The organism is Rhodanobacter sp. KK11, assembly GCF_033345435.1.
GTDB lineage: Bacteria > Pseudomonadota > Gammaproteobacteria > Xanthomonadales > Rhodanobacteraceae > Rhodanobacter.
The window spans coordinates 845,674-867,158 of sequence record NZ_JAWPMI010000001.1 but is presented as its reverse complement, the minus strand read 5'-3'; the positions used below and the strand labels follow the sequence as shown (position 1 = coordinate 867,158).

The 21,485-nt window shown below is 68.1% G+C and carries 20 protein-coding genes and 1 tRNA gene; 8 read left to right on the top strand and 13 right to left on the bottom strand.

The genetic code is table 11. From position 1 onward, the window contains the following. Positions 1-13: 13 nt before the first annotated feature. The 6 genes from R5H19_RS03760 to R5H19_RS03735 form a co-directional block, all read right to left on the bottom strand. Positions 14-682, bottom strand: coding sequence for a 50S ribosomal protein L25/general stress protein Ctc (locus R5H19_RS03760; RefSeq protein ID WP_318157636.1), 669 nt, complete (start codon positions 680-682; stop codon positions 14-16). A gap of 113 nt (positions 683-795) precedes the next feature. Further along, a complete protein-coding gene (locus R5H19_RS03755; protein WP_318158148.1) occupies positions 796-1,737 on the bottom strand; it encodes a ribose-phosphate diphosphokinase in 942 nt (313 codons plus the stop codon). Positions 1,738-1,788: 51 nt separating this feature from the next. Continuing rightward, positions 1,789-1,865, bottom strand: a tRNA-Gln gene (locus R5H19_RS03750). 49 nt (positions 1,866-1,914) lie between these two features. After that, on the bottom strand, positions 1,915-3,297 hold the full coding sequence (gene ispE, locus R5H19_RS03745; protein ID WP_318157635.1) for a 4-(cytidine 5'-diphospho)-2-C-methyl-D-erythritol kinase: 1,383 nt from the start codon (positions 3,295-3,297) through the stop codon (positions 1,915-1,917). Positions 3,298-3,346: 49 nt separating this feature from the next. Beyond that, positions 3,347-3,955, bottom strand: a complete 609-nt coding sequence (gene lolB / locus R5H19_RS03740; RefSeq protein WP_318157634.1) for a lipoprotein insertase outer membrane protein LolB — start codon at positions 3,953-3,955, stop codon at positions 3,347-3,349. Next, a complete protein-coding gene (locus R5H19_RS03735; RefSeq protein ID WP_318158147.1) occupies positions 3,952-5,709 on the bottom strand; it encodes a tetratricopeptide repeat protein in 1,758 nt (585 codons plus the stop codon). Before R5H19_RS03735 ends, lolB begins: the two co-directional genes overlap by 4 nt. 84 nt (positions 5,710-5,793) lie before the next feature. Between R5H19_RS03735 and hemA the strand changes: the two genes are divergently transcribed. The 3 genes from hemA to ppk2 all read left to right on the top strand — a co-directional run bounded on the left by hemA (position 5,794) and on the right by ppk2 (position 9,381). Further along, on the top strand, positions 5,794-7,071 hold the full coding sequence (gene hemA / locus R5H19_RS03730) for a glutamyl-tRNA reductase (RefSeq protein WP_318157633.1): 1,278 nt from the start codon (positions 5,794-5,796) through the stop codon (positions 7,069-7,071). Between the two features lie 88 nt (positions 7,072-7,159). Continuing rightward, positions 7,160-8,239, top strand: coding sequence for a peptide chain release factor 1 (prfA, locus tag R5H19_RS03725; protein ID WP_318157632.1), 1,080 nt, complete (start codon positions 7,160-7,162; stop codon positions 8,237-8,239). A 377-nt stretch (positions 8,240-8,616) separates the two neighbouring features. Further along, positions 8,617-9,381 (top strand): polyphosphate kinase 2, encoded by a 765-nt coding sequence (gene ppk2 / locus R5H19_RS03720; RefSeq protein WP_318157631.1) that lies wholly within the window; start codon positions 8,617-8,619, stop codon positions 9,379-9,381. Here the strand turns inward: ppk2 and R5H19_RS03715 are convergent. From R5H19_RS03715 to R5H19_RS03705, 3 genes are read right to left on the bottom strand one after another with little or no spacing between them, the layout of a single operon-like run. Continuing rightward, the gene (locus tag R5H19_RS03715; protein ID WP_318157630.1) at positions 9,378-9,644 is read right to left on the bottom strand and encodes an acylphosphatase; all 267 of its coding nucleotides are present in this window, start codon (positions 9,642-9,644) and stop codon (positions 9,378-9,380) included. The genes ppk2 and R5H19_RS03715 overlap by 4 nt on opposite strands. After that, positions 9,644-10,129, bottom strand: coding sequence for a TlpA disulfide reductase family protein (locus R5H19_RS03710; protein WP_318157629.1), 486 nt, complete (start codon positions 10,127-10,129; stop codon positions 9,644-9,646). Before R5H19_RS03710 ends, R5H19_RS03715 begins: the two co-directional genes overlap by 1 nt. Further along, entirely contained in the window at positions 10,126-11,403 is a 1,278-nt protein-coding gene (locus R5H19_RS03705; protein WP_318157628.1) for a YihY family inner membrane protein, read from the bottom strand. Before R5H19_RS03705 ends, R5H19_RS03710 begins: the two co-directional genes overlap by 4 nt. Before the next feature lie 106 nt (positions 11,404-11,509). On the opposite strand from R5H19_RS03705, the gene wrbA reads away from it, so the two are divergent. Beyond that, entirely contained in the window at positions 11,510-12,112 is a 603-nt protein-coding gene (gene wrbA, locus R5H19_RS03700) for an NAD(P)H:quinone oxidoreductase (RefSeq protein ID WP_318157627.1), read from the top strand. After that, entirely contained in the window at positions 12,109-12,480 is a 372-nt protein-coding gene (locus tag R5H19_RS03695) for a DUF2069 domain-containing protein (protein WP_318157626.1), read from the top strand. Before wrbA ends, R5H19_RS03695 begins: the two co-directional genes overlap by 4 nt. A 41-nt stretch (positions 12,481-12,521) precedes the next feature. On the opposite strand, the gene R5H19_RS03690 is transcribed toward R5H19_RS03695, so the two are convergent. After that, positions 12,522-13,256, bottom strand: a complete 735-nt coding sequence (locus tag R5H19_RS03690; RefSeq protein WP_318157625.1) for a hypothetical protein — start codon at positions 13,254-13,256, stop codon at positions 12,522-12,524. Between the two features lie 970 nt (positions 13,257-14,226). Next, positions 14,227-15,012, bottom strand: coding sequence for a thioesterase family protein (locus R5H19_RS03685; protein WP_318157624.1), 786 nt, complete (start codon positions 15,010-15,012; stop codon positions 14,227-14,229). A 102-nt stretch (positions 15,013-15,114) separates the two neighbouring features. Between R5H19_RS03685 and R5H19_RS03680 the strand changes: the two genes are divergently transcribed. Further along, positions 15,115-16,758, top strand: coding sequence for an acyl-CoA dehydrogenase family protein (locus R5H19_RS03680; protein WP_318157623.1), 1,644 nt, complete (start codon positions 15,115-15,117; stop codon positions 16,756-16,758). A 223-nt stretch (positions 16,759-16,981) separates the two neighbouring features. Beyond that, on the top strand, positions 16,982-17,473 hold the full coding sequence (locus tag R5H19_RS03675) for an asparaginase domain-containing protein (protein ID WP_007514349.1): 492 nt from the start codon (positions 16,982-16,984) through the stop codon (positions 17,471-17,473). Between the two features lie 101 nt (positions 17,474-17,574). Here R5H19_RS03675 and R5H19_RS03670 read toward each other — a convergent pair whose 3' ends face one another. Next, positions 17,575-19,722, bottom strand: a complete 2,148-nt coding sequence (locus tag R5H19_RS03670; RefSeq protein WP_318157622.1) for a pre-peptidase C-terminal domain-containing protein — start codon at positions 19,720-19,722, stop codon at positions 17,575-17,577. Positions 19,723-20,255: 533 nt separating this feature from the next. Continuing rightward, a complete protein-coding gene (gene sufT / locus R5H19_RS03665) occupies positions 20,256-20,813 on the bottom strand; it encodes a putative Fe-S cluster assembly protein SufT (protein ID WP_318157621.1) in 558 nt (185 codons plus the stop codon). A 208-nt stretch (positions 20,814-21,021) separates the two neighbouring features. Between sufT and R5H19_RS03660 the strand changes: the two genes are divergently transcribed. Further along, positions 21,022-21,453, top strand: a complete 432-nt coding sequence (locus R5H19_RS03660; RefSeq protein WP_318157620.1) for a hypothetical protein — start codon at positions 21,022-21,024, stop codon at positions 21,451-21,453. Positions 21,454-21,485: the final 32 nt, after the last annotated feature.

The window sequence follows — 21,485 nt, the reverse complement described above, 5'->3', positions numbered from 1 at the left end:
GGGCCGGCGCGGCTTACTTCTTCTCGTCCTTCTTGGCCGGCGCAGCAGCGGCCGGAGCTGCCGGCGCGGCAGCCTCGGCGGCCGGCGCTTCCTCGGCCTCTTCCTGCATCATGTTGGCCGTGACCACCGGAGTGTCGTGGCCTTCGCCGCCATGCAGCGCGACCAGCTCGACGTTCTTCGGCAGCTTCAGCTGCGACAGGTGGATGATGTCGCCCGGCTTCAGCTCGGCCAGGTCCAGCTCGATCGACTCGGGCAGGTCCTTCGGCAGGCAGGTGATCTCCACTTCGGTCAGGTTGTGCGAGATCACCACGCCGGAGGTCTTGGCCGCCGGCGACTTCTCCTTGTTGAGGAAGTGCAGCGGCACGCTGACGCGGATCGCCTCCTTCTCGTTCACGCGCATGAAGTCCATGTGCATCATCAGCTGCTTGAACGGGTGCTTCTGCCAGTCGCGCACCAGCACCTTCTGCACCTTGCCGTCGACGTTCAGGTCGAGCACCGAGGAGAAGAACCACTCGTTCTTGGCGGCGAGCAGGATGGTGTTGTGCTCGATCTGGATGCTCTCCGGCGGCTGGCTGCCGCCGTACACGACGGCCGGCACGAAGCTCGCACGACGCAGGCGGCGGCTCGCACCTTTCCCCTCGTCCTTGCGGCTTTGCGCCTTGATTTCACGGGTCTTGGACATTTCGTTGCTACCTTGGTTTTTGAGAACCGCCTCGCGGCAGTTGCATGACTTTTCCGCGACCAGAAAAGCCGGTGGTGCCGGACGGCCGAGCCGTCACGGCGAAAAGCCGTGGATCAATCCACGTACAGCGAACTCACCGACTCGCCGAAGGCGATGCGGCGAATGGTTTCGGCCAGCAGCTCGGCGACCGAGAGCTGGCGGATCTTGGCGCAGGCCTGCACTTCCGGGCGCAGCGGCAAGGTGTTGGTGACCACCAGCCGGTCGAGCTGCGAATTCTCGATGTTGCTGATCGCCGGACCCGACAGCACCGGATGCACGCAGTAGGCGACCACCTTGCGCGCGCCACGCTCCTTCAGCGCCGCGGCAGCCGCGCACAGAGTGCCGGCGGTATCGACGATGTCGTCCACCATCACGCAGGTCTTGCCGGCCACGTCGCCGATGATGTTCATCACGGTGGACACGTTCGCGCGCGGGCGGCGCTTGTCGATGATCGCCAGGTCGGCGTCGTCCAGCCGCTTGGCGATCGCGCGGGCGCGCACCACGCCGCCCACGTCGGGGCTGACCACGATCAGGTCTTCCATGCTGTAGTTGCGCCAGATGTCGGCCAGCAGCACCGGCGAGGCGTACACGTTGTCGACCGGGATGTCGAAGAAGCCCTGGATCTGGTCGGCGTGCAGGTCGACCGTCAGCACCCGGTCGACACCGGCGGCGCCGATCATGCTGGCGGCCAGCTTGGCGGTGATCGGCACCCGCGCCGAGCGCGGCCGGCGATCCTGCCGGGCATAGCCGAAGTACGGGATCACCGCGGTGACGCTGGCCGCCGAGGCGCGCTTGAGCGCATCGGTCAGCGCCAGCAGCTCGAACAGGTTGACCGCGCTGGGCGCGCCGGTCGGCTGGATCACGAACACTTCCTGGCGGCGTACGTTCTCCTCGATCTCGATCTGCACCTCGCCGTCGCTGAAGGTGCCGACCAGTGCCTTGCCCAGCGGCACGCCCAGGCGATGGGCGACGTCTTCGGCCAGCGCACGATGGGCGTTCCCGGTAAACAGCATCATCGGAGTGGACGTATCCACAGTGGTTACCTCGAAACAAAAGCCATCATGAAATGGCTGGGGCGGCAGGATTCGAACCTGCGAATGCGGGAATCAAAATCCCGTGCCTTAACCAGCTTGGCGACGCCCCAGTGGTATGTGTGTATTGCCGTGCCCGATCCCGGTTTCTGGCTGCCGACCTCACGCCGCGCCCCGATGGCGCGCCGCGGCCTCGTGCAGGGGCGACACGTCGACGCCCGTGGCCAGATGCGCCGTGAACGCCGCCGGACACTGCCGTGCCACCGCCTGTGCCCGCTCCAGCGAACGCAGCTCCAGGAACACGCCGCCGCCGCTGCCGGAAAGCCGCGCCTGACCGAAGCCGCCCAGCCAGTCCAGCGCTGCGGCCACCCGCGGGTGCCGCGCGCGTACCACCGGCGCGAAGGCGTTTTCCGTCGTTTCGCCGGAAACAAAGGACGAAATTGTCGCCCGCGGGGCATTTCGTGTCAATTCAGGCGCTTGAAACAGCGCGGCGGTCGGCACCGGCTCGTGCGGGTCAAGCACCACGTAGTGGCGCGGCGGCAGGGCCAGCGGAGTGAGCCGCTCGCCGATACCCTCGGCCCAGGCCGAGCGGCCGCGCACGAACACCGGCACGTCGGCACCGAGTCGGCAGCCCAGCTCCGCCAACGCCTCCAGGTCCAGGCCCGACCGCCACAACTGGTTCAGCGCCACCAGCACGGTCGCCGCATCGGAGCTGCCGCCGCCCAGCCCGCCGCCCATCGGAATGCGCTTGTCCACTTCGATGTCGACACCCAGCGGCGTGCCCGTGCGTTCCTGCAGCAGCCGCGCCGCGCGCACCGCCAGATCGGCGGGCTCCGGCACGCCCGGCACCTCGCGCGTGCGCCGGATGGCGCCGTCGTCGCGCACGCGCAGGCGCACCTCGTCGCCCCAGTCGAGCAGACGGAACACCGTCTGCAGCTCGTGGTAGCCGTCCGCCCGTCGTCCGACGATGCGCAGGAACAGGTTCAGCTTGGCCGGCGCCGGCCACGCCGTCCATGCGCCGGGCGCGGGCGGCGCCAGCGGCCGGCTCATGAATACGCGCAGCTCGTCGGGGAAACCGTTCTCGCGGTCGCGCTGGCGCGCGAACGCAAACGCCGGGCCGTTCTTGTCGACCACGGCAAAGCCGTGCTTCGCGTAGAACGGCGCATTCCACGGCACGTCGGCCAGCGTGCCCAGGTCCACCCGCCGGTAGCCGGCCTCGCGCGCCCACGTGCAGGCGTGTTCGAGCAGGGCCGCTCCGATGCCGCGCCGGCCGTACTCCGGCAGCACGTCGATCTCGGCGATGCCGATCGCGCCGTCGGTCAGCTCCGCGTCCAGCCAAACGAAGCCGACAGGCGCGCCGGTCCCGTTGCAAGCGACCCAGACCAGGCCGCGACCGATCGCCCGGCACAGCAACTCCGGCGGGATCGACACCGCCGCATAGCTGGACCACGCCGGATGCCCGCGGAACAGCTGCACGGCCGCGCGCTCGATCGCGCACAGGGCCTCGAGCTGGCCCGGCTCGGCTCGTTCGATCGGGAATGGCATGCCTGGGTTCCGGTGCGGCGGTGGTCGACGGGGCGCCAAGCCTAACCCATCAACGGAACTGCCAGGACTCGATCGACAGCTTCACCTTGTAGGGCGGCTTGCCGGCGAACACCTTGGTCGGCAACGGCGGCCGACGTGCGTCGTCCCACTCGCGATAGTCGACCGTCCAGCCATCCTGCAGCAGCAGCGAAGGCAGCCGGTTCTCGCCGAAGCTCAGTTCGGCCGGGCCGCTGTCCGCGCGCAGGCCGAGCACCCAGGCGCGCAGGTCGCGCAGCGGTACTTCCCAGCCGAGCGCCTTGTGCATCAGCACCTCCGCGTCGGGACCATGCAGCGGACCATGCTCCACGCCCTCCAGCAGGGCGCCGTCCGGCCCGCCGCTGAGGCGGAAGTTCATGCCGCTGATCGCCGGCCCGCGCAGCACGAATTCGTACTGCTCGCCGTCCTGGGTCCAGCTGAAGCTGCCGCTGCCGCCGTCCTTGCCGTTGGAAACGCCGAGCCGGCCCTGCAGCACCCAATGATCGGCCTGCGCCAGCGCGCGCTCGCGCGCGAGCTGTGCGTCGTACAGGCCGGCGTCGCCCTTCATGCGTACCGCCGGCGGTACGCATGCGGCGAGCAGCAACGGCAGCACCACGGCGGGAAGACGCAGCCACCGCGTCATGGATGCAGCCGCTTCAGGGTTTCCTGCAGGGCGCCGTTGTGCGGATCGAGCTTGCGCACCTCGTCGAAGATCCGCTGCGCATCGCGCCGGTGGCCCTGCTTCCACAGCACCTCGCCCAGGTGCACGCCGACGTCGGCGTCCTTGCGCGCGAGCCAGGCGCCGCGCAGGACCTGCGCGGCCTGGTCCAGGTTGCCCATGCGGTACTGCAGCCAGCCCCAGGAGTCGGCGATCGCCGGATCGTCCGGCTTGGCGGCGCGCGCGGCGCTGATCAGCCGCTCGGCCTCGGGCAGGTCGCGATTCGCATCGGCCAGGGTGTAGCCCAGCGCGTTGCTGGCATCGACGTCGCCGGGCTTGATCTTCAGCAGGCGCTCGAAATCCTGCACCGCCTGGTCGATCTGGCCGGCCTCGGCATAGGCCAGGCCGCGGCCGTACAGCAGCCCCGGATCGTCCGGCACGACCTGCAGGGCGTGGCTGAACGCCGCCTCGGCCTTCGCGTAGTTCTGCTCGCGCAGATACAGTTCGGCATCGGCCTGCCACGCCTGCCGCAGCTGCTCGGGCTGGTCGAGGTAGGCCAGCTGCAGTTGCCCCAGCAACTCGTGCGCCTCGGCGCGCTTGCCTTGCGTGTGCAGGATCATCGCGCTGCGCAGGTCGGCGTCGAACGCATGCTCGTCGGCGTCGCCCACCTGGTCGTACCAGGCCAGCGCCTCGGCTTCGCGATGCTGCATCTCGGCCAGCTGGCCGAGCAGGTAGGCGCTGCTTGCGCGGACGTCCGGCGGCGCCTTTTGCAATTCCTGGTACAGCGCCGCCAGCGCCTTGCCGTCCTGTTCGTGCGCGGCCAGCCCGGCGCGCATGGCGTAGGTATCGGCGTCCTGCGGGCCGCGCGCCAGCAACTGGCCGGCACCGGCGTAGTCGCCGGCCTGCCCGAGCAGTCCGGCATAGGCCAGCCGCAACTGGACGTTCTTCGGTTCCTTCGCCAGCGCCTTCTGCAGCAGCGCGCGGGCGCCATCGCGGTCGCCGTCCTTGAATTTCATCTGCGCCGCCCAGGCGTAGGTCTCGGCGCTCTTGAAGCGCTGCATGGCGGCGTCGGCGATCTGCACGGCATAGGCGTGCCGGCCGAGGCGGTCGCCCAGCTCGCTCATCGCCAGCCAGGCGTGTGCGTCACCCGGCAAGCGCTGCGGCGTGGCCAGCGCCTCCAGCAGCCGGCCCGCCTGGGCCTGGTCACGGGCGCCCACCAGCACGCGGCCGAACTGGCGCCAGGCGTCCTTGTCGCCGGTGCCGACCAGCAATTCCAGCTGGCGTCGCGCCTCCACGCTGTCGCCACGGTCCAGCGCCAACTCGGCCCGCGCCTGGGCCAGCGCGCCGGGCTTGGCGCCCAGCGCCTGCCAGCGCTCCAGCGCACGCCCGGCGGCGGCGGCGTCATGCACGGCGATCGCCAGCCCGGCGGCGCGCTCGGCCACCTTCGGGTCGTTGCTCAGGGCCATCGCCTTGTCGTAGTGGCTGGATGCCGCCTTCAGGTCGGTGCGGGTCAACGCCATCTCGCCGGCCAGCAGCTGCGCCACCACGTCGTGGTCGGCATCCGGCGTGGCCACCGTCAGCTGCGCCAGCGGCTGCGGCGTGGCGATGGTCTTCGGGGCGGAACGCAATGGCGCGCCGGCGCATCCAACCAGACCCAGCGCCAACGCCGCCGCTGCCGTAAAATGCCGCAGTTGCTTGAACTTGCCTGCCCCGCTGCCCACACTACCGTCCATCCACATGCCCGCCTTGGTCACCGCCTGGCGACGTCGCGCCAAGCTTAGCCTACGCCGCCGGATCCCTGCCGCCGAAATGCTCCGACCACCATGCCGCTGATCGCCCTCGGGCTCAATCACCTCACCGCGCCGGTCAGCCTGCGCGAGCAGGTGGCGTTCGATGCGGACGCCGCCGGCGAGGCCCTGCATGAACTGACCCGCGAGCCCGGCGTGGAGGAGGCGATGATCCTGTCCACCTGCAACCGCACCGAGCTGTACGTCGGCGTCGCGACGGGCGCGGAGGACATCCCGCAGGCATGGCTGAATCGTCATCACCATCTGACCCCCGGCAAGCTGGATGAGTTCCTGTACCGGCACGACGAGGACGCCGCGGTGCGCCACATGTTCCGCGTCGCCACCGGGCTGGACTCGATGGTGCTGGGCGAGCCGCAGATCCTTGGTCAGGTGAAGGACGCCTACCAGCTCGCGCGCGAGGCGCAGTCGCTGAAGGCGCCGATGGACCGCCTGCTGCAGCACACCTTCGCGGTGGCCAAGCGAGTGCGCACGGACACCCGCATCGGCGCGCATACGGTGTCGGTCGCGTTCACCGCGGTGCGCCTGGCCGAGCAGGTGTTCGCCGATCTGAAGCACGCCTGCGTGCTGCTGATCGGCGCCGGCGACACCATCGAACTGGCCGCGCGGCATCTGGCCGAGAAGCAGGTGCGCCGACTGATCGTGGCCAACCGCACGCCGGAAACCGCGCAGGAACTGGCCGGCCGCCACGGCGGCTACGCGATCGCGCTGGCCGACCTGCCGCAGCATCTGGCCGAGGCCGACATCGTGATTTCCTCCACCGCCGCGCGGCAGCCGATCGTGACCCGAACCTGCGTCGAACAGGCCATGGCGGCGCGCAAACGCCGGCCGATGTTCATGGTCGACATCGCGGTGCCGCGCGACATCGAAGCCAGCGTGGGCGAGCTGCCCGACGTCTACCTCTACGGCATCGACGACCTGCGCCAGGTGATCGACGACAACCTGCGCTCGCGCGCCGCCGCCGCGCACGAGGCCGAGGCGATCATCGACCTGCAGGTGGAACGCTACATGGCCTGGCGCCGCGCGTTGACCCTGAAGAACCCGGCCGTCGACATGCGCCAGCACGCCGAGGTCTATCGCGACGAGGTGCTGGGCAAGGCCCGCGCCATGCTGGCCCACGGCAAGTCGCCGGACGAGGCGCTGGCCTTCCTCGCCAACACGCTGACCAACAAGCTGCTGCACCACCCCAGCGCGCGCCTGCGCGAAGCCGCGCTCTCCGGCGATCTCGACCTGCTGCACGCCGCCGGACGGCTGTACGGGCTGGACGACGAACAAGCCGGGACGCGGGACCAGTAGCGAGGGCGGCTTGCTGCCGCCGCCGTGCTCTCCGCAAGATGGAGCCGCATCCGCTCCATCACCCGCCCCCTTCCATCGCCAGCAGCCCATGACTCCATCGATCCGCCGCAAGCTCGAGGCCCTGGCCGAGCGCCACGAGGAAATCGGCCTGCTGCTGTCGCAGCCCGAGGTGCTCGCCGACAACACGCGCTTCCGCGAACTGTCGCAGGAATACGCCCAGCTCGAACCGGTCGCCGCCTCGCTGCGCGAGCACGACCAGGCCGAGCGCGAGCTGGCCGAAACGCGCGCGATGCTGGACGACCCCGAGCTGCGCGAGATGGCGGTCGACGACGTGCGCCGGCTGGAACAGCGCCTGCTCGACCTCGACGGCGAACTGCAGCTGCTGCTGCTGCCGAAGGACCCGCGCGACGAGGCCAATCTCTATCTCGAAGTGCGCGCCGGCACCGGCGGCGACGAGGCGGCGATCTTCGCCGGCGACCTGCTGCGCATGTACCTGCGCTACGCCGAAAGCCGCCGCTGGCACGTCGAGATCCTCAGCGAGCACGAGGGCGAACACGGCGGCTACAAGGAGGTCGTGGCGCGCATCGAGGGCAAGGGTGCGTATTCGCGGCTGAAGTTCGAATCCGGCACGCATCGCGTGCAGCGCGTGCCGGAAACCGAGTCACAGGGACGCATCCACACCTCGGCGGCGACCGTGGCGATCCTGCCGGAACTGGACGAGATCGACGAGATCGAGATCAACCCGGCCGACCTCAAGGTCGACACCTTCCGCGCCTCCGGCGCCGGCGGCCAGCACGTCAACAAGACCGACTCGGCGATCCGCATCACCCACCTGCCCACCGGCACCGTGGTGGAGTGCCAGGAGGAGCGCAGCCAGCACAAGAACCGCGCCCGCGCGATGGGCCTGCTGAAGGCGCGCCTGCTCGACGAGGCGCAGAGCAAGCAGCATGCGGCACAGGCCGAGACGCGCCGGCTGCAGGTGGGCTCGGGCGACCGCAGCCAGCGCATCCGCACCTACAACTACCCGCAGGGGCGGATCACCGACCACCGCATCAACCTCACCCTGTACCGCCTGCCCGAGATCATGCAGGGCGACCTGGGCGAACTGATCGACACGCTGACCCGCGAACACCAGGCCGACCTGCTGCAGGCGCTCGGCGGCACCTGAACCCCGGCTCCCTCCTGCTTGCAGGGGAGGGCTGTGACCGAAGGGAATCCCTTTGGGAGGGTGGGATCGCTCTTCGTCGCGCCAAGATCAAAAGCTCACCCCCTTCCGACCTCCCCCTGCTGCGCAGGGGGAGGGGCCGAAGCCGCCGTACTCCCCGCTGCTACGAAGCCGCCGTACTCCCTCCCCTGCTACGAAGCCGCCGTACTCCCTCCCCTGCTTGCAGGGGAGGGTTGGGGTGGGGTCGCTCTTGATCTTCGCCGCATGCCGGAGCAGCGATCGGCACGCTGATCCGCCGCTGGCACTCAGCAACGCCTGAACCCCACCGTCACGCCGCGCCGGGTTAACCTGCACGACACGCGGCATCCGGCGAGGCGCTCATGGGCAAGCACTACCGCAAGGCAATCGAGGAACTGCAACTCGACCTGATCCGCCTGCAGCGCGGCCTGCGCAGCGGCGGCAAGCGGCTGCTGGTGATCTTCGAAGGCCGCGACGCTGCCGGCAAGGGCGGCGTCATCAAGGCCATCACCGAGAGCCTGGACACCCGCGGCTACCGCATCGTGGCCCTGCCCAAACCGAGCGAGGCCGAAACCAGCCAGTGGTACTTCCAGCGCTACGTCGCCCACCTGCCCAGTGCCGGCGAGTTCGTGCTGTTCGACCGCAGCTGGTACAACCGCGCGGTGGTGGAGCCGGCCATGGGCTTCTGCACCCAGGCCCAATACGAAGCCTTCCTCGACGCGGTGCCGGCGTTCGAGAAGCTGCTCGCCGACGACGGCATCATCCTCCTCAAGTACTGGCTGGCGGTGGACCAGGCCGAGCAGGAACAGCGCTTCGCCGAGCGCGCCGACGATCCGCTGAAACGCTGGAAGCTCTCGCCGGTGGACCTGGTCGCGCGACAGAAGTACGCCGAGATGGGCCGGCTGCGCGACACGATGATCGAGCGCACGCAGGCCGACCACGCACCGTGGTTCGTGGTCGATTTCAACGACCAGAAGCGCGGCCGGATCAACCTGATCCGCCACCTGCTGCAGCAGTTGCCGCTGCACGAGGAAGCCGTGCCTGCGGTGAAACTGCCGAAGCTCAAGGGCAAGCCGAAGACCGAACACGTCACCGACCAGGCGTCGTGGGTGCCCGATACGTTCTAGCCGGTGTGGAATCCGTGCAGATCCTGCTCCGGCAGGTCCTCGCGGCTGACCGCCTCGACGCTGGCCGCGGGCGGTCCCCGCCGCAGCCAGCGTTCCAGTGCATCGAGCGCGCGCGCCGTGCCGCCGGCCAGCACCTCGACGCTGCCGTCGCTCCGGTTCTTCGCATGGCCGGCAAGACCAAGCGCCAACGCCTGCTCGCGGGCATTGGCGCGATAGCACACGCCCTGCACCCGCCCGCTGACGATGAACCGCGCCGTCGGCATCACTTGGCTCCGATCAGGGCTTCCAGCGATGCCTCGGTCACCGGCCCCACGATGTGTTTGGCCACCTTGCCGTCGGGGCTGATCAGGTAGGTGGTGGGCAGGCCGCGCGGCTCGTCGAAATCCTTCGGCGGCTGGTCCAGGGTGACCTGGGCGATCGGGTATGCCACCGGGTGCTTGGCCAGGAACGCCTTGATGTCGGCCGGCTCGCTGTCCTCGTAGGCCAGCCCGATCGCGGTGACGTTCTTGTGCGCGGCGACGAAGCGCGAGATGTCCGGCATCTCCTTGATGCACGGCACGCACCAGGTCGCCCAGTAGTTGACGATCACCCACTTGCCGCGCTGCGCGGCCAGGTCGAAGGTCTTGCCGTCCAGCGTGGTGACTTTCAGCGTGGGCTGCGCGGGCACCGCCGCGTGCGCCGGGGTAGCGAACGCGAGCGCCACGGCCAGCGCGGCAACCGGAGCGGTGAAGGATGAAAACAGGGTCATGCGGGGAGTTCCTCGATGTCAGCCGCCGGGCCGGCGGCAGGGGGATAGATCTGGTCGAGCCGGGCGCCCAGCTTCGCCTGCAGCGCGGCGGCCAGTTCGGCCAGCAGCGCCAGCAGTTCCGGCGGCAGCGCAATGCCCAGCGCGGCCGCCTCTTCCTGCGGCCGCAGCGGCAGGCGGTAGTCGGTGTGCCGGTACACGCGCAGCAGGTCGGTGCTGTCCAGGCTGCGGCACAGCAGCCAGCCGCCGGTGTCGCCGCGGCGGATCAGCTCGGCCTGCTGCAGGTCGTCGATGTAGGCGGCGATCAGCGCGCTGCGCAGGTACGGCTCGCGCGCGCGCAGCTCGGCCGGGTCGATGCAGTCGCCGCTGCGCTGCGCCTCGACGAAATGGCGCAGCACCACCAGCAAGCCGAGGAACTCGGCGCCTTCGGGCAGCGTGTGCGCCGGCGCGTGGTATTCGAACGCGGACGCCGAGGCGGCGATCGACGCGGCCAGGATCACGATCACCCACGACAGGTAGATCCACAGCAGGAAGATCGGGATCGCCGCCAGCACGCCGTAGATCTGCTGGTAGGTCTGCGCCTGCTGCACGAACTGGCCGAAGCCCCAGCGCGCGATCTCGAACAGCACCGCGCCGAGCAGCGCGCCGATCGCCGCGTCGCGGCGCGACACCTTGCAGTTCGGGATCACCGAATACATCAGCCACAGCGTGAAGAACGTCACCAGGAACGGCAGCGTGCCGAGCAGGCTCTGGGTGACCCCGCTGAGCTGGTCGGCGGCGCTGTGCAGCAGCGGCGCCGCGGTCACGTACGAGGTCACCGCGATGCCGCCGACCACCAGGATCGGCCCCAGCGTCAGCGCCGCCCAGTACAGCAGCAGGCGCGAACCCCAGCTGCGCGGCTGGTGCACGCGCCAGATCCGGTTCAGCCGGTCCTCGATGCTGATCATCATCGCCAGCGCGCTGAACAGCATCACCAGGATGCTGATGCCGGTGAGCTTGCTGGCATTCGCCGCAAACCCCAGCATGGTCGCCTGCACCGCCTCGCCGGTCGACGGCACGAAATTCTCGAACACGAAATTGATCAGCGTGTCGCGCGCCGGCTGGAACACCGGGAACGCCGAGAACATCGCGAACACCGCCACGGTCAACGGCACCAGCGAGACCAGCGTGGTGTACGACAACGCACCCGCCGTCTCGAAGCACTTGTCGTCGACGAAGCGCTGCCAGATGAAGCGGCTGAAGCTCTTCGTGCGGTCGCGGTTGAAGCGCCGGATCATCGCTGTCCTCTCGCTGGTGGCCCGGGCGGACCACCAACATCGTGGGTACCGGCCGGTACACTAGCGTATTGGCTGTGAATGCCTCAAACGCGCGAGTCGACGCCACATGAATCACGAGATCCTGGTCCTGTACTACAGCCGCAGCGGCCACACCGCCCAACTGGCGCGCCTGATCGCGCGCGGCATCGAGGAAGTGCCCGGCATGCGCGCGCGCCTTCGCCAGGTGCCGCCGGTGGCGCCGGTGACCGAGGTCGCGCAACCGCCCGAGCCCGAGGACGGCGCGCCGTACGTGCAGAAGCAGGACCTGCTCGATTGCGTCGCACTCGCCATGGGCAGCCCCACCCGCTTCGGCAACATGGCCGCGCCGCTGAAACATTTCCTCGACACCACCGGCGCCGAGTGGGCCAGCGGCGCGCTGGTGGGCAAGCCGGCAGCGCTGTTCACCTCCACCAGCACCATGCACGGCGGCCAGGAATCCACCCTGCTCTCGATGGCGCTGCCGCTGCTGCATCACGGCATGCTGCTGCTCGGCGTGCCGTATACCGAGCCGGCGCTGACCGCCACGCAAAGCGGCGGCACCCCGTACGGCGCCAGCCACGTCGCCGGCGCCAAGGGCGACAACCCGATCAGCGAACACGAACGCGAACTGGCCCGCGCGCTGGGCCGGCGCCTGGCCGACGTGGCCCGCCGCCTGGCGGACACGCCATGACCGCCGCCGCGCGCACGCCCATCCTGCCCGTCTATCGCGTCGGCCTGGCCGCCTGGGCCTTGCTGGTCGTGCTGCAACTCGTCTGGCATGCCTGGCTGGTGCCGCCGCAGAGCCTGCCGGCCTGGCTGGTGCTGGCGATCACCGTGATACCCCTGTTGCTGCCGCTGCTGGCGATCCGCGACGTGCGCCGCGCCCTGCTCTGGGTCGGCATCCTCAGCCTGTTCTACTTCTGCCACGGCGTGTCCGAGGCCTGGAGTTCGGCAGGCGCGCGCTGGCTGGCGATCGCGGAGATCGTGCTGACCGTGTTGCTGATTGCGGCGCTGGGGGCTGGGGTGAAGCGCAAACCGCGCAGTGGAGATACCGTCTGACGCTTGGAAAATGAACCTGACCCCTTTTGTCCGAAGAATTGTTAAACGCCATCCGTGAACTGCTTTAAATACGCCGAGGTAGCGAGCAATGCGTCTTCAAAGGTTGGCTCCGGATGGCCGGCGTTGTTCCACTCGAGCGCAGAAGAGCCTGCAAAGCAGAGCTCAAGACTAGGATCGTTTCGGCTTTTCTCTTCTGCCTTACGATAAACGACGGCTCGACTGGCTTCTAAGTGCTGATAGAAGGCATCGCGGTTGTGCGACTTGATGTAACTCATAATCGCGTCGAGGCTGGTGGTGACGTATTCGCCGTACCCGTGCGCCTCTTCATGCGTCGCGATGTAGCCCCTGTGGGCCACCTTATTGCGAAATTCCGCTTGCTTGGTGGAGGTTTTCCATGGCATGCCAGTTGCAAAAAAATAAATGACACAGAATGCGCCAACTTGTCTTTCCGACGAGCTGCGAAGTTCCTTCCAAAATTGATCTACGTCTGTTGCCGCTCCGCCACTTGCGCGCAGAAAAACCTTGACGAACAGCTCGTAGCCACGTTCCAGTGCTGCAGTAAGAGTTACCACTGACTCCGAATAGAATCCGGCCAGAAATGCTCTTATGCCCGCCGAGTAGACGACTTCCGGTGCACTGTGGGCTTGGTGAACTAAATGCCGGTGACCGTTAGGACATACGCAGATAGCCAGCAAATCGTTGTCGAGTTCCCCAGTCATCATCACAGCGGGACTCGACGGGACAGCGCACTTGTGGCAAGGGGCGATGAGTTTCATGGCATCTAACGAGGTTATAGAAAAAGTACCTTGGTGCGGATTCGCACGATCTCAGGGAGGTACTTGAACCCTTCCCGACAGGCTGCGCGTCGATTGTAGAGCGTTCTGCGAGGTCGCTTTTCCCCCGACGCCCCCGCTTGGCGATCAACTTGTCCAAGAGGGGTTTCCTACAGCCTCAACGCTTGAGTTAAGCGGCGGCGAAGCCGTCCGCCTTGAATGACTTGCCGGGGCCCCTGCCCGTAAGAAAGCGCTCCAGCGCCATATTCGTGTGGCTGTTGAAGCCTTCCGGAATAAGTCCGCCCTCTGGAGAGTACAAAAGGCCCGCATAGGGATCGGCCTCCGCGGGAATCTGTGAATAGGTGCGTCGTTGTTTTTGCTCCCCCGAATGTATAGGGCTGCCCCGCCGAGCAGTCTCACAAGCGCGACACCGTGCGCCTTTGCAAATTCAACCGCACCATTTTGAAAATCAGACGTACTGACAAGAATGGCTTTGTTGGCACCAAGGGAGTGTTGCTTTTGGTGCAGCGCTTGAACCAACTCTCTCTTGATTGAATTTTTGTGCTTCTTGCACTCAACGAGTGTTTTGAACTGGACTCCCCCAAGTGCCTTGAAGCGAACAACAACATCTATCTCGTATTCGCCATCCGCACTACTTAGCACTTCTCGATGATTTGCCGAGAATGAGTCGAGTTCGCCCGCGACAGATTCGAGCCACATCTTCACCTGAAGCTCGTACTCTTCAGGTGTGATCTCTGAGGCTCGTCTAAACTTCGTCATGGCCTAACGCTACATAGATGTCTAAACGCAGTCTAATCCCGCACCCTACCCCGTGCCACCACGCAGACATTGCACCGACCATCAAGACGAATAGACGGCCTAATCAGCTTGCTGCAGCCTGTCCCGCTATCCAGTCCCACCGTGTTCTCCCGTGCATGATCACGGTGCGAACGCCGTACACGAAACACCCCCCTCACCCAAACACCACCATACTCTGCCGACTCAACGCCACCGCCTCGCCGCCCGGCCCCCACAGCATCACGCTCTGGTTGGTGTAGCCGTCGCGGGCGGCGATCAGTTCCGCGTCGACGCGCCAGTCGTTCATGCCCAGGTCGTCGTAGCGGTCGCGCAGCAGTTCGAGCATCCAGGTGAGCGAGCTGCCGGGGGTGGGCGCGGCGAACATCGACAGGGCGATCGGCGGGATGAAGTCGGCGTAGGCGAGTACGTGGGTTTCGTCGGGCGGACCGTCGTCGCGCAGGGAGAGCTGCAGCACGCTATCGCGCTGATGGCCGCCGCTGAATGGCAGGTCGCCGCACAGCCAGCTGGCGCGGAAGTGCTGGGTGAAGGCGGGCATGCGGCCTTCGACGTAGCGCAGCTCCTGCGGCGCCACTGCCACGACGGGCGGTTGTTCGGGCTGGAAGTCCAGCACCGAAGGGCGCGCGCTGCCGAATACACCAAGCAGCCGGCACAGCGTCTGCTCGCCGTCGCACAGGCTGGCCTCGACCTGGATGACGCTGCGGCCTGCACGCAGCAGCCGCGCGCGGATGGCCACGCTACCGGCCGGCACCGGCGCGATGAACGTCACCTGCAGGGTGCGCAGCGGCATGTCCGCCGGCACCAGCTCGCGCATGGCGCGCAGGGCCAGCGCCGCCTGCAGGCCACCGAAGGCGCTGCGCCCCTGCAGCCAGTCCTCGCTCACCGTGGCCTGCCAGCCGTCGCCATGGCGCGTGACTGTCCGCATCGCTTCGGAAAATCGCATGGGTGGCGCCTGCGCTGGGGAGTGGCTTTCGATGATGCCAGCGCCACGCGCCGAATGCCCGCATGCCTATACTCGACACCTCGACTCTGGACGGAGCGCGCCATGGCCTTCCTGCAGGATTCACCGCAACTGCCGCACCCGTATCGCGGCGACCGTGCGCTGCTGGCCTTGCTCGATCGGGCGCTGCCGGCCGAGCGCCGCGCCGCGCTGGATGCCGACCTCGACGCGCTGGGCGACTACGCGCAGATGGCGTGGCAGCGCGCATGCACCACGACGCGGCGCAAGCCGGTGCTGACGCAGTGGGATGCGTGGGGCCAGCGGGTGGACCGCATCGAGTTGACGCCGGCGTGGCAGGAAGGCGCGGCGATGACGACGCGGCATGCCGTGCTGGCCGCCGGCCACGGCGACAGCGCGCACGGGCGGCTGGAGGAATTCGCCCGCGTCTACCTGTACCACCTCGCCAGCGAGTTCTACACCTGCCCGCTGGCGATGACCGACGGTGCCGCCACCGCGCTCAAGGCCTCCGGCAACCGCGAACTGATCGAGCGCGTGCTGCCGCATTTCCTCAGCCGCGACCCGGCCACGTTCTGGCTCAGCGGCCAGTGGATGACCGAGACCGCCGGCGGCTCCGATGTCGGCCACACCGAAACCGTCGCGCGGCAGGATGCCGACGGGCAATGGCGGCTGTACGGGCGCAAGTGGTTCAGCTCGGCGGTGGTCGGCGAGGCGGCGCTGGCGCTGGCGCGGCCTGAGGGCGCGGCGGCCACAGGCACCGCGGCGTTGGCGCTGTTCTACGTGGAGACGATGGACGGCGCGCGACGCAAGCCCGAGCTGATCATCGACCGTCTGAAGGACAAACTCGGCACGCAGGAATTGCCCACCGCGGAAATCCATCTGGACGGCCTGCCCGCTTGGCCGCTGGGCGAGCTGGCCAACGGCGTGCGCCAGGTGGCGCCGATGCTCAACGTCACGCGCACCTGGAACGCGGTCTGCGCGGTCGCCAGCATGGCCCGCGCGATCGCCCTGGCGCGCGACTTCGCCGAGCGCCGGCGCGCGTTTGGCCGTCCGTTGATCGAGCAGCCGCTGCACGCGCAGACGCTGGCCGACATGCAGGCCGAGTTCGAGGGCGCGTTCGCGCTGGCGTTCGAAGTCGCACACCTGCTGGGCCGGGTCGAGCACGGCGCGGCGGCGCCGCACGAGGCCGCGTTGCTGCGCCTGCTCACGCCGCTGGCCAAGCTGTGGACCGGCAAGCTGGCGGTGCAGATGTGCTCGGAAGCGCTGGAGTGCTTCGGCGGCGCCGGCTACATCGAGGACACCGGCCTGCCGCAGCTGCTGCGCGACGCGCAGGTGTACGCGATCTGGGAAGGCACCACCAACGTGCTGTCGCTGGACAGCCTGCGCGCGCTGGCCGGCGACAGCCTGGGCGCGTTGCGCACGGCCTGCGCGAGCTGGCTGGACGGCAACGACGACATGCACGCGGCCAGCGCGATCCGGCAGACGCTGGACGCCGCCGCGCGCTGGCTCGACCAGCATGCGGCCGCACGCGACACGCTGGAAGCCGGCGCGCGCGGGCTCGCCTTCACGCTGGCGCGCTGCGCGGCGGCGGCGCTGCTGGCGCGGCAAGCCAGCTGGTCGGACCGCCATGGCGACCGGCGCCCGGCCGCCGCACTGCGCCGCTTCGTCGGCCATGGCCTCGACCGGCTGGTCACGCCGGACGCGGACGACACCGCCTTGCTGCTGGGCTGACACGCCTCGTAGGGCGGGCACTGCCCGCCGCCCTTGGCCGCGACGCATCGTTGAAGAGCCGGCGGGCAGTGCCCGCCCTACAAAGTCGGGTCGACAACTGCCTCGGACTTGCAGGGAAACAAAAGAGCATCGCCCGCCAGCGGGCTCCTACAACAATCTGCCGCGGCAAGCGTTCCACGGGCGTGCGGGCTAAAATGCCGCCATTCCCCCACGGCCCACCGATATGCAGCATCTGACCATCGTCACTACCGGCGGCACCATCGACAAGATCTACTTCGACGACAAGTCGGACTACAAGATCGGCGCGCCGCAGATCGGCGAGATCCTCGGCCAGCTCGGCGTGGCCTTCCAGTTCGACGTGATCCCGATCCTGCGCAAGGACAGCCTGCACATGGGCGCCGAGGACCGCGCGCTGGTGCGTTCGACGATCGAGGCGCAGCCGCACCGGCACGTGCTGGTCACCCACGGCACCGACACCATGGTCGAGACCGCACGCGAACTGGCCAGCATCAAGGGCAAGGTGATCGTGCTGACCGGCGCGCTGAACCCGGCGCGCTTCCAGGGCTCCGACGCGGTGTTCAACATCGGCTGCGCGGTGGCCGCGGTGCAGACCCTGCCCGACGGCGTCTACATCGCCATGAACGGCCGCGTGTGGGATCCGGCCAAGGTGCGCAAGAACCGCGACGCCAACCGTTTCGAGGAAGTCGCCGGCTGACTTCCACGCATGAAAAAGGGCCCGGTCGATGCGACCGGGCCCGCGTTGCGATGACTGCTCCTTGAGTGAAACGGCGGGCCGTCCGTGGCCCGTCAGGGGGCTTACCAGGTGGCTTTCAGCGACACGCCGGAGAACGCCGTGTAGCCGCGCACCTTGATGTAGTACGTGCCCGAGGCCGCGCTGAACGAGCAGGTCTCGGCATTGCCGGTCTTGTACGGACGGCAGTCGTAGCTGCTGGTGGTCGGGGCGGAACCCTTCTTCACGTACAGGTCGGCATCGCCGGTGCCGCCGGAGATCGCGATGGCCAGGTTGCTGCCCGACGGCACCGTCACCGTGTAGCTCAGTTCCTGGCTCTTCGCACCGGCCAGGCCGGTCACCGGCACGCCGTTCTGCAGGCCACCGCTGCCACCGCCGCCGGTGCTGTACGACGCCTTCACGGTGACGCCGGAGTACGCCGAGTAGCCGTGCACCTTGATGTAGTACTTGCCGGCCTGCGGCGCGGCCACGCTGCAGCTTTCCGCGTTGCCGGCCTTGTACGGGCGGCAGTCGTAGCTGCTGGTGGTCGGCGCGCTGCCGAACTTGGTGTACAGGTCGGCATCGCCGGTGCCGCCGGAGATCGACATCACCAGGTTGCTGGCGCCGGCCGGCACGGTGATGAAGTAGTCGTTGTCGCCACCCGTCGCACCCGACACGCCGGTGACGCCCACGTTGTTCTGCAGCTCGGTGGTGGTACCGCCACCGCCGCCACCGCCCGCGCAGCTCACGCCGACGCCGTTGAACGCCGCGATCACGTCGTTCGCGTTGTAGCCCAGGTCGGTCGCCGCCGACTCCACGCCGCAGGCGCCGGAGTTGAAGGTGGAGGTGGCCGTCCAGTACGACTTGTTGGCGAGCGCGAAGGCCTGGAACGCCTTCTTCACGTCCCAGCCGCTGGTCTTGGCCAGCAGGCAGAACGCCTTGTTGTACACGCCGCTCGAATAATGCACGTCGAGGCTGGAGGTGTAGTTCGCGGCGTTGTCGATCGAGCCGCCGTCCTGCGGCGGGTTGCACATGTAGCGCAGCGCGTCACCGATGCCGGCGCTGGTCTTGACGATATCGCGCCCGACCAGGAAATCCGCCGCACCGCGATCGTAGAACTCGGCCGCTTCGCCGGCGATGTCCGAATACGCTTCGTTCATGCCGCCGGACTGGCCGCTGTACTCCAGGCCCGAGTTCTGCTCGGTGTAGCCGTGGCTGATCTCGTGGCTGGTCACGTCCAGCGACACCAGCGGGTAGAACGTGCTGGCGCCGTCGCCGAAGTACATCGCGGTGCCGTCCCAGAACGCGTTCTCGTAGTTCGACTTGTAGTGCACCTTCATCACCAGCTGCATGTTCAGCGGTGCGGCGCCGGTGTAGGCGGTGTACATGTCGTGCACCACGCCGCCGAAGTGATGGGCGTCGTTGACCGGCGAGTAGGCGCCGTTGATCGCGTCGGTGTCGCTGTTCGGGCAGGTGAAGCTGACCACCGAACCGCCGCTGCTGGCGTGGTTGAGGTTGTAGGTCTTGACGTTGGTGTTGACCAGCGTGCAGGTGCTGCCGGACTGGGTCACGTCGAGCGCGGCGTAGTCGGTGCCGTAGACGTACTTGCCGGTCTTGGCGTTGCCGCCGGGGCCGGTGGCCGAGGCATCGGTCAGGCCGTTCCAGCTCTTGATCACCTCGCCGGTGTTGGCGTCGATGATCGCGGTCGGACGCGACGGATGCGTGCCGCCGACGAAGTAGGACACGCGATAGACCAGGCGCGCCGTGCCGTTGTCCTGCGGGTACACGAACAGATCGGTCATCCGGTTGCCGATGGTGGCGTCACCGACCAGCGTGGTGTGCGCATGCGCCTGCAGTGCGGCGATGGCGCGGTCGGCCGTCAACTTCGGCGCGACCGAAGCCAGGCCGAGCTGGGCGTCCTGCATCAGCTCGCCGGTGGCGCGCAGTGCGTTGCCGTTGGCATCCTGCACCACGGCGATGCTGCGGCCGTAGACCGGCACGCCGCGGTACATCTGCTGATGGCGCACGACCTTGTGCCCGCCGGAAATGGCGACGGCGCTGCGCGGCGCCAGCGACATGTTCTGGCCAAGGTTGAGCTGGGCGGCCAGCGAACTGGCCGGCACCGCGCCGAGGTTCTGTGCGTGCAAGGTCTTCGTGTTGGCGGCCGTGGCTGCTGACGCAGTAGCCATGCCGATCGCGGCGACCAGCAGTTTCAGACGGTAATGACTGGGCATTGAAAACTCCTAGACAATTTTTTTCGGGACAAACGGGCCCGATGCGGCCACGTGAGCCCCATGCAAGAATTGCCGTGCGAAGCACGGCCCCTTATTCGTGTGCTGTCTAGCGATCCCAAAATGCGTCCGGATCGGCTGCCTCCCCCTGGCATTCCCTTGCATGGGCAGCACGTGGACGTGTAGTTGCAAGACGGCGATCTCGCCGCCAAAGGATCATCCGTCAACCTCCCCGATGACGAATTCGCGTACGTTATTCCTTGCGTATCGGAGCGACAATCTGATTTTTTCCTACGCACGGTGACGGCTGTCACAGGACGCGGCATCTGCGCCGCCGTCGCGTGAACGCCGCGCAAGGAAGACGTGACGGCACCGTGTGCCGTCGTCCAGTGTCGTCATTTGTTGCGCCGGACGGCGCTGGCCGCGGTGCGCGGCAAGATCATGCGCCGCCGGCCATCGCGACCGGCGCGCGACGGCGGGAAACGGGGCGGCGACCGCGTACTGCGGCCGGCCGTCACGACGGCCGGCCGCAGGGTTCAGAGCATGCCGGTTTCGAGCTTCGCCGCGTCCGACATCATCGAATGCGTCCACGGCGGGTCGAACACCAGGTCCACGTCCGCTTCGGTGATCGTGGGGATCATCTCCAGCTTGGTGCGCGCATCGTCGACCAGGATGTCGCCCATGCCGCAACCCGGCGCGGTCAGGGTGAGCTTCACGTAGACCTTGCGCTCGCCGGATTCGACCTGCTCCAGGCTGAGGTCGTAGACCAGCCCCAGATCGACCACGTTCACCGGGATCTCCGGATCGAACACGGTGCGCAACTGGTCCCACGCCAGTTTTTCCACGTCCTCGTTGGTGGCGTCCGCCGGCACCTCGATCGGCGCCGGCCGCTCCTTGCCCAGCGCGTCGGCGTCGTCGCCGGCGATGCGGAACAGGTTGCCTTCCACATAGACGGTGAAGCTGCCGCCCAGCGCCTGGGTGATGTAGCCGATCTGCCCGGCCGGCAGGGTCACCACCTCGCCCTGCGGCACCATCACGGCGCTGCAATCGCGCACCAGGGTGAAAGGTTCGCTGCTCAGACTGAAACCACTCATGCCAACGCCGATCCTGTATCTGCGGGCGCGGCCATGCGTCGAGCCCGGAATGCGTATTATGCCGTCCGCCACGCGGGACCGCTTGTCCCAGATCAGGCCGGCGGCGATGCACTTCAAGGCCGGGGCCGCCGACGGCACGCTATGATGCGCGCTTTGCCCGATGGACCCCGCGCATGTTCCAGCCCGCCCCGACGCGTCGCCTCCGCCGATGAACATCCGCGCCGCATCGCTGGCGGCGTTCGCGCTGTTCAGCGCCGCCATGCTGGGTCTGGCCGCCGGCGCCACGTGGATGGTGGCGGCGTTGTACCTGCGCCACCCGCTGCCGTGGTTGGCGTTGCCGATCGGCGCGCTGCTGGCCTGGACCATCCGCGCCTGCGTGCGCCCGCCCGGCGCGCCCGCGGCGCTGCTGGCCGCGGGCGCCACCCTGCTGGCCGCGCTCTACGTCAACATGCTGGTCGCCGGCGTGCTGATCGCCGGCAACATGGGCATGGGCCTGGTCGAGGCGATGCGCACCGCCGGCCCCGGCATGCTGTGGCAGCTCTCGCGGATGGCGCTGTCGCCGGCAGACATGACCTGGATCGCGCTGGGCATGCTGCTGGCCGCATGGCTGGCCTGGCGCCGGCCACGCCGGCGCAGCTGACGGGATTTTGCAGGAGCAAAAATGCCGATCGA

Bases quoted from the DNA above. Each gene is read 5' to 3' on its own strand.
- R5H19_RS03715 (WP_318157630.1), bottom strand. From the start codon at position 9,644: ATGCCGACGGCGCGGTTCATCGTCAGCGGGCGGGTGCAGGGCGTGTGC.
- R5H19_RS03705 (WP_318157628.1), bottom strand. From the start codon at position 11,403: ATGATCCGGCGCTTCAACCGCGACCGCACGAAGAGCTTCAGCCGCTTC.
- R5H19_RS03690 (WP_318157625.1), bottom strand. From the start codon at position 13,256: ATGAAACTCATCGCCCCTTGCCACAAGTGCGCTGTCCCGTCGAGTCCC.
- R5H19_RS03680 (WP_318157623.1), top strand. From the start codon at position 15,115: ATGGCCTTCCTGCAGGATTCACCGCAACTGCCGCACCCGTATCGCGGC.
- hemA (WP_318157633.1), top strand. From the start codon at position 5,794: ATGCCGCTGATCGCCCTCGGGCTCAATCACCTCACCGCGCCGGTCAGC.
- R5H19_RS03735 (WP_318158147.1), bottom strand. From the start codon at position 5,709: ATGTGGATGGACGGTAGTGTGGGCAGCGGGGCAGGCAAGTTCAAGCAA.
- R5H19_RS03695 (WP_318157626.1), top strand. From the start codon at position 12,109: ATGACCGCCGCCGCGCGCACGCCCATCCTGCCCGTCTATCGCGTCGGC.
- R5H19_RS03675 (WP_007514349.1), top strand. From the start codon at position 16,982: ATGCAGCATCTGACCATCGTCACTACCGGCGGCACCATCGACAAGATC.
- ppk2 (WP_318157631.1), top strand. From the start codon at position 8,617: ATGGGCAAGCACTACCGCAAGGCAATCGAGGAACTGCAACTCGACCTG.
- R5H19_RS03755 (WP_318158148.1), bottom strand. From the start codon at position 1,737: ATGATGCTGTTTACCGGGAACGCCCATCGTGCGCTGGCCGAAGACGTC.
- R5H19_RS03670 (WP_318157622.1), bottom strand. From the start codon at position 19,722: ATGCCCAGTCATTACCGTCTGAAACTGCTGGTCGCCGCGATCGGCATG.
- ispE (WP_318157635.1), bottom strand. From the start codon at position 3,297: ATGCCATTCCCGATCGAACGAGCCGAGCCGGGCCAGCTCGAGGCCCTG.
- wrbA (WP_318157627.1), top strand. From the start codon at position 11,510: ATGAATCACGAGATCCTGGTCCTGTACTACAGCCGCAGCGGCCACACC.
- R5H19_RS03710 (WP_318157629.1), bottom strand. From the start codon at position 10,129: ATGACCCTGTTTTCATCCTTCACCGCTCCGGTTGCCGCGCTGGCCGTG.
- prfA (WP_318157632.1), top strand. From the start codon at position 7,160: ATGACTCCATCGATCCGCCGCAAGCTCGAGGCCCTGGCCGAGCGCCAC.
- R5H19_RS03685 (WP_318157624.1), bottom strand. From the start codon at position 15,012: ATGCGATTTTCCGAAGCGATGCGGACAGTCACGCGCCATGGCGACGGC.
- R5H19_RS03660 (WP_318157620.1), top strand. From the start codon at position 21,022: ATGAACATCCGCGCCGCATCGCTGGCGGCGTTCGCGCTGTTCAGCGCC.
- sufT (WP_318157621.1), bottom strand. From the start codon at position 20,813: ATGAGTGGTTTCAGTCTGAGCAGCGAACCTTTCACCCTGGTGCGCGAT.
- lolB (WP_318157634.1), bottom strand. From the start codon at position 3,955: ATGACGCGGTGGCTGCGTCTTCCCGCCGTGGTGCTGCCGTTGCTGCTC.
- R5H19_RS03760 (WP_318157636.1), bottom strand. From the start codon at position 682: ATGTCCAAGACCCGTGAAATCAAGGCGCAAAGCCGCAAGGACGAGGGG.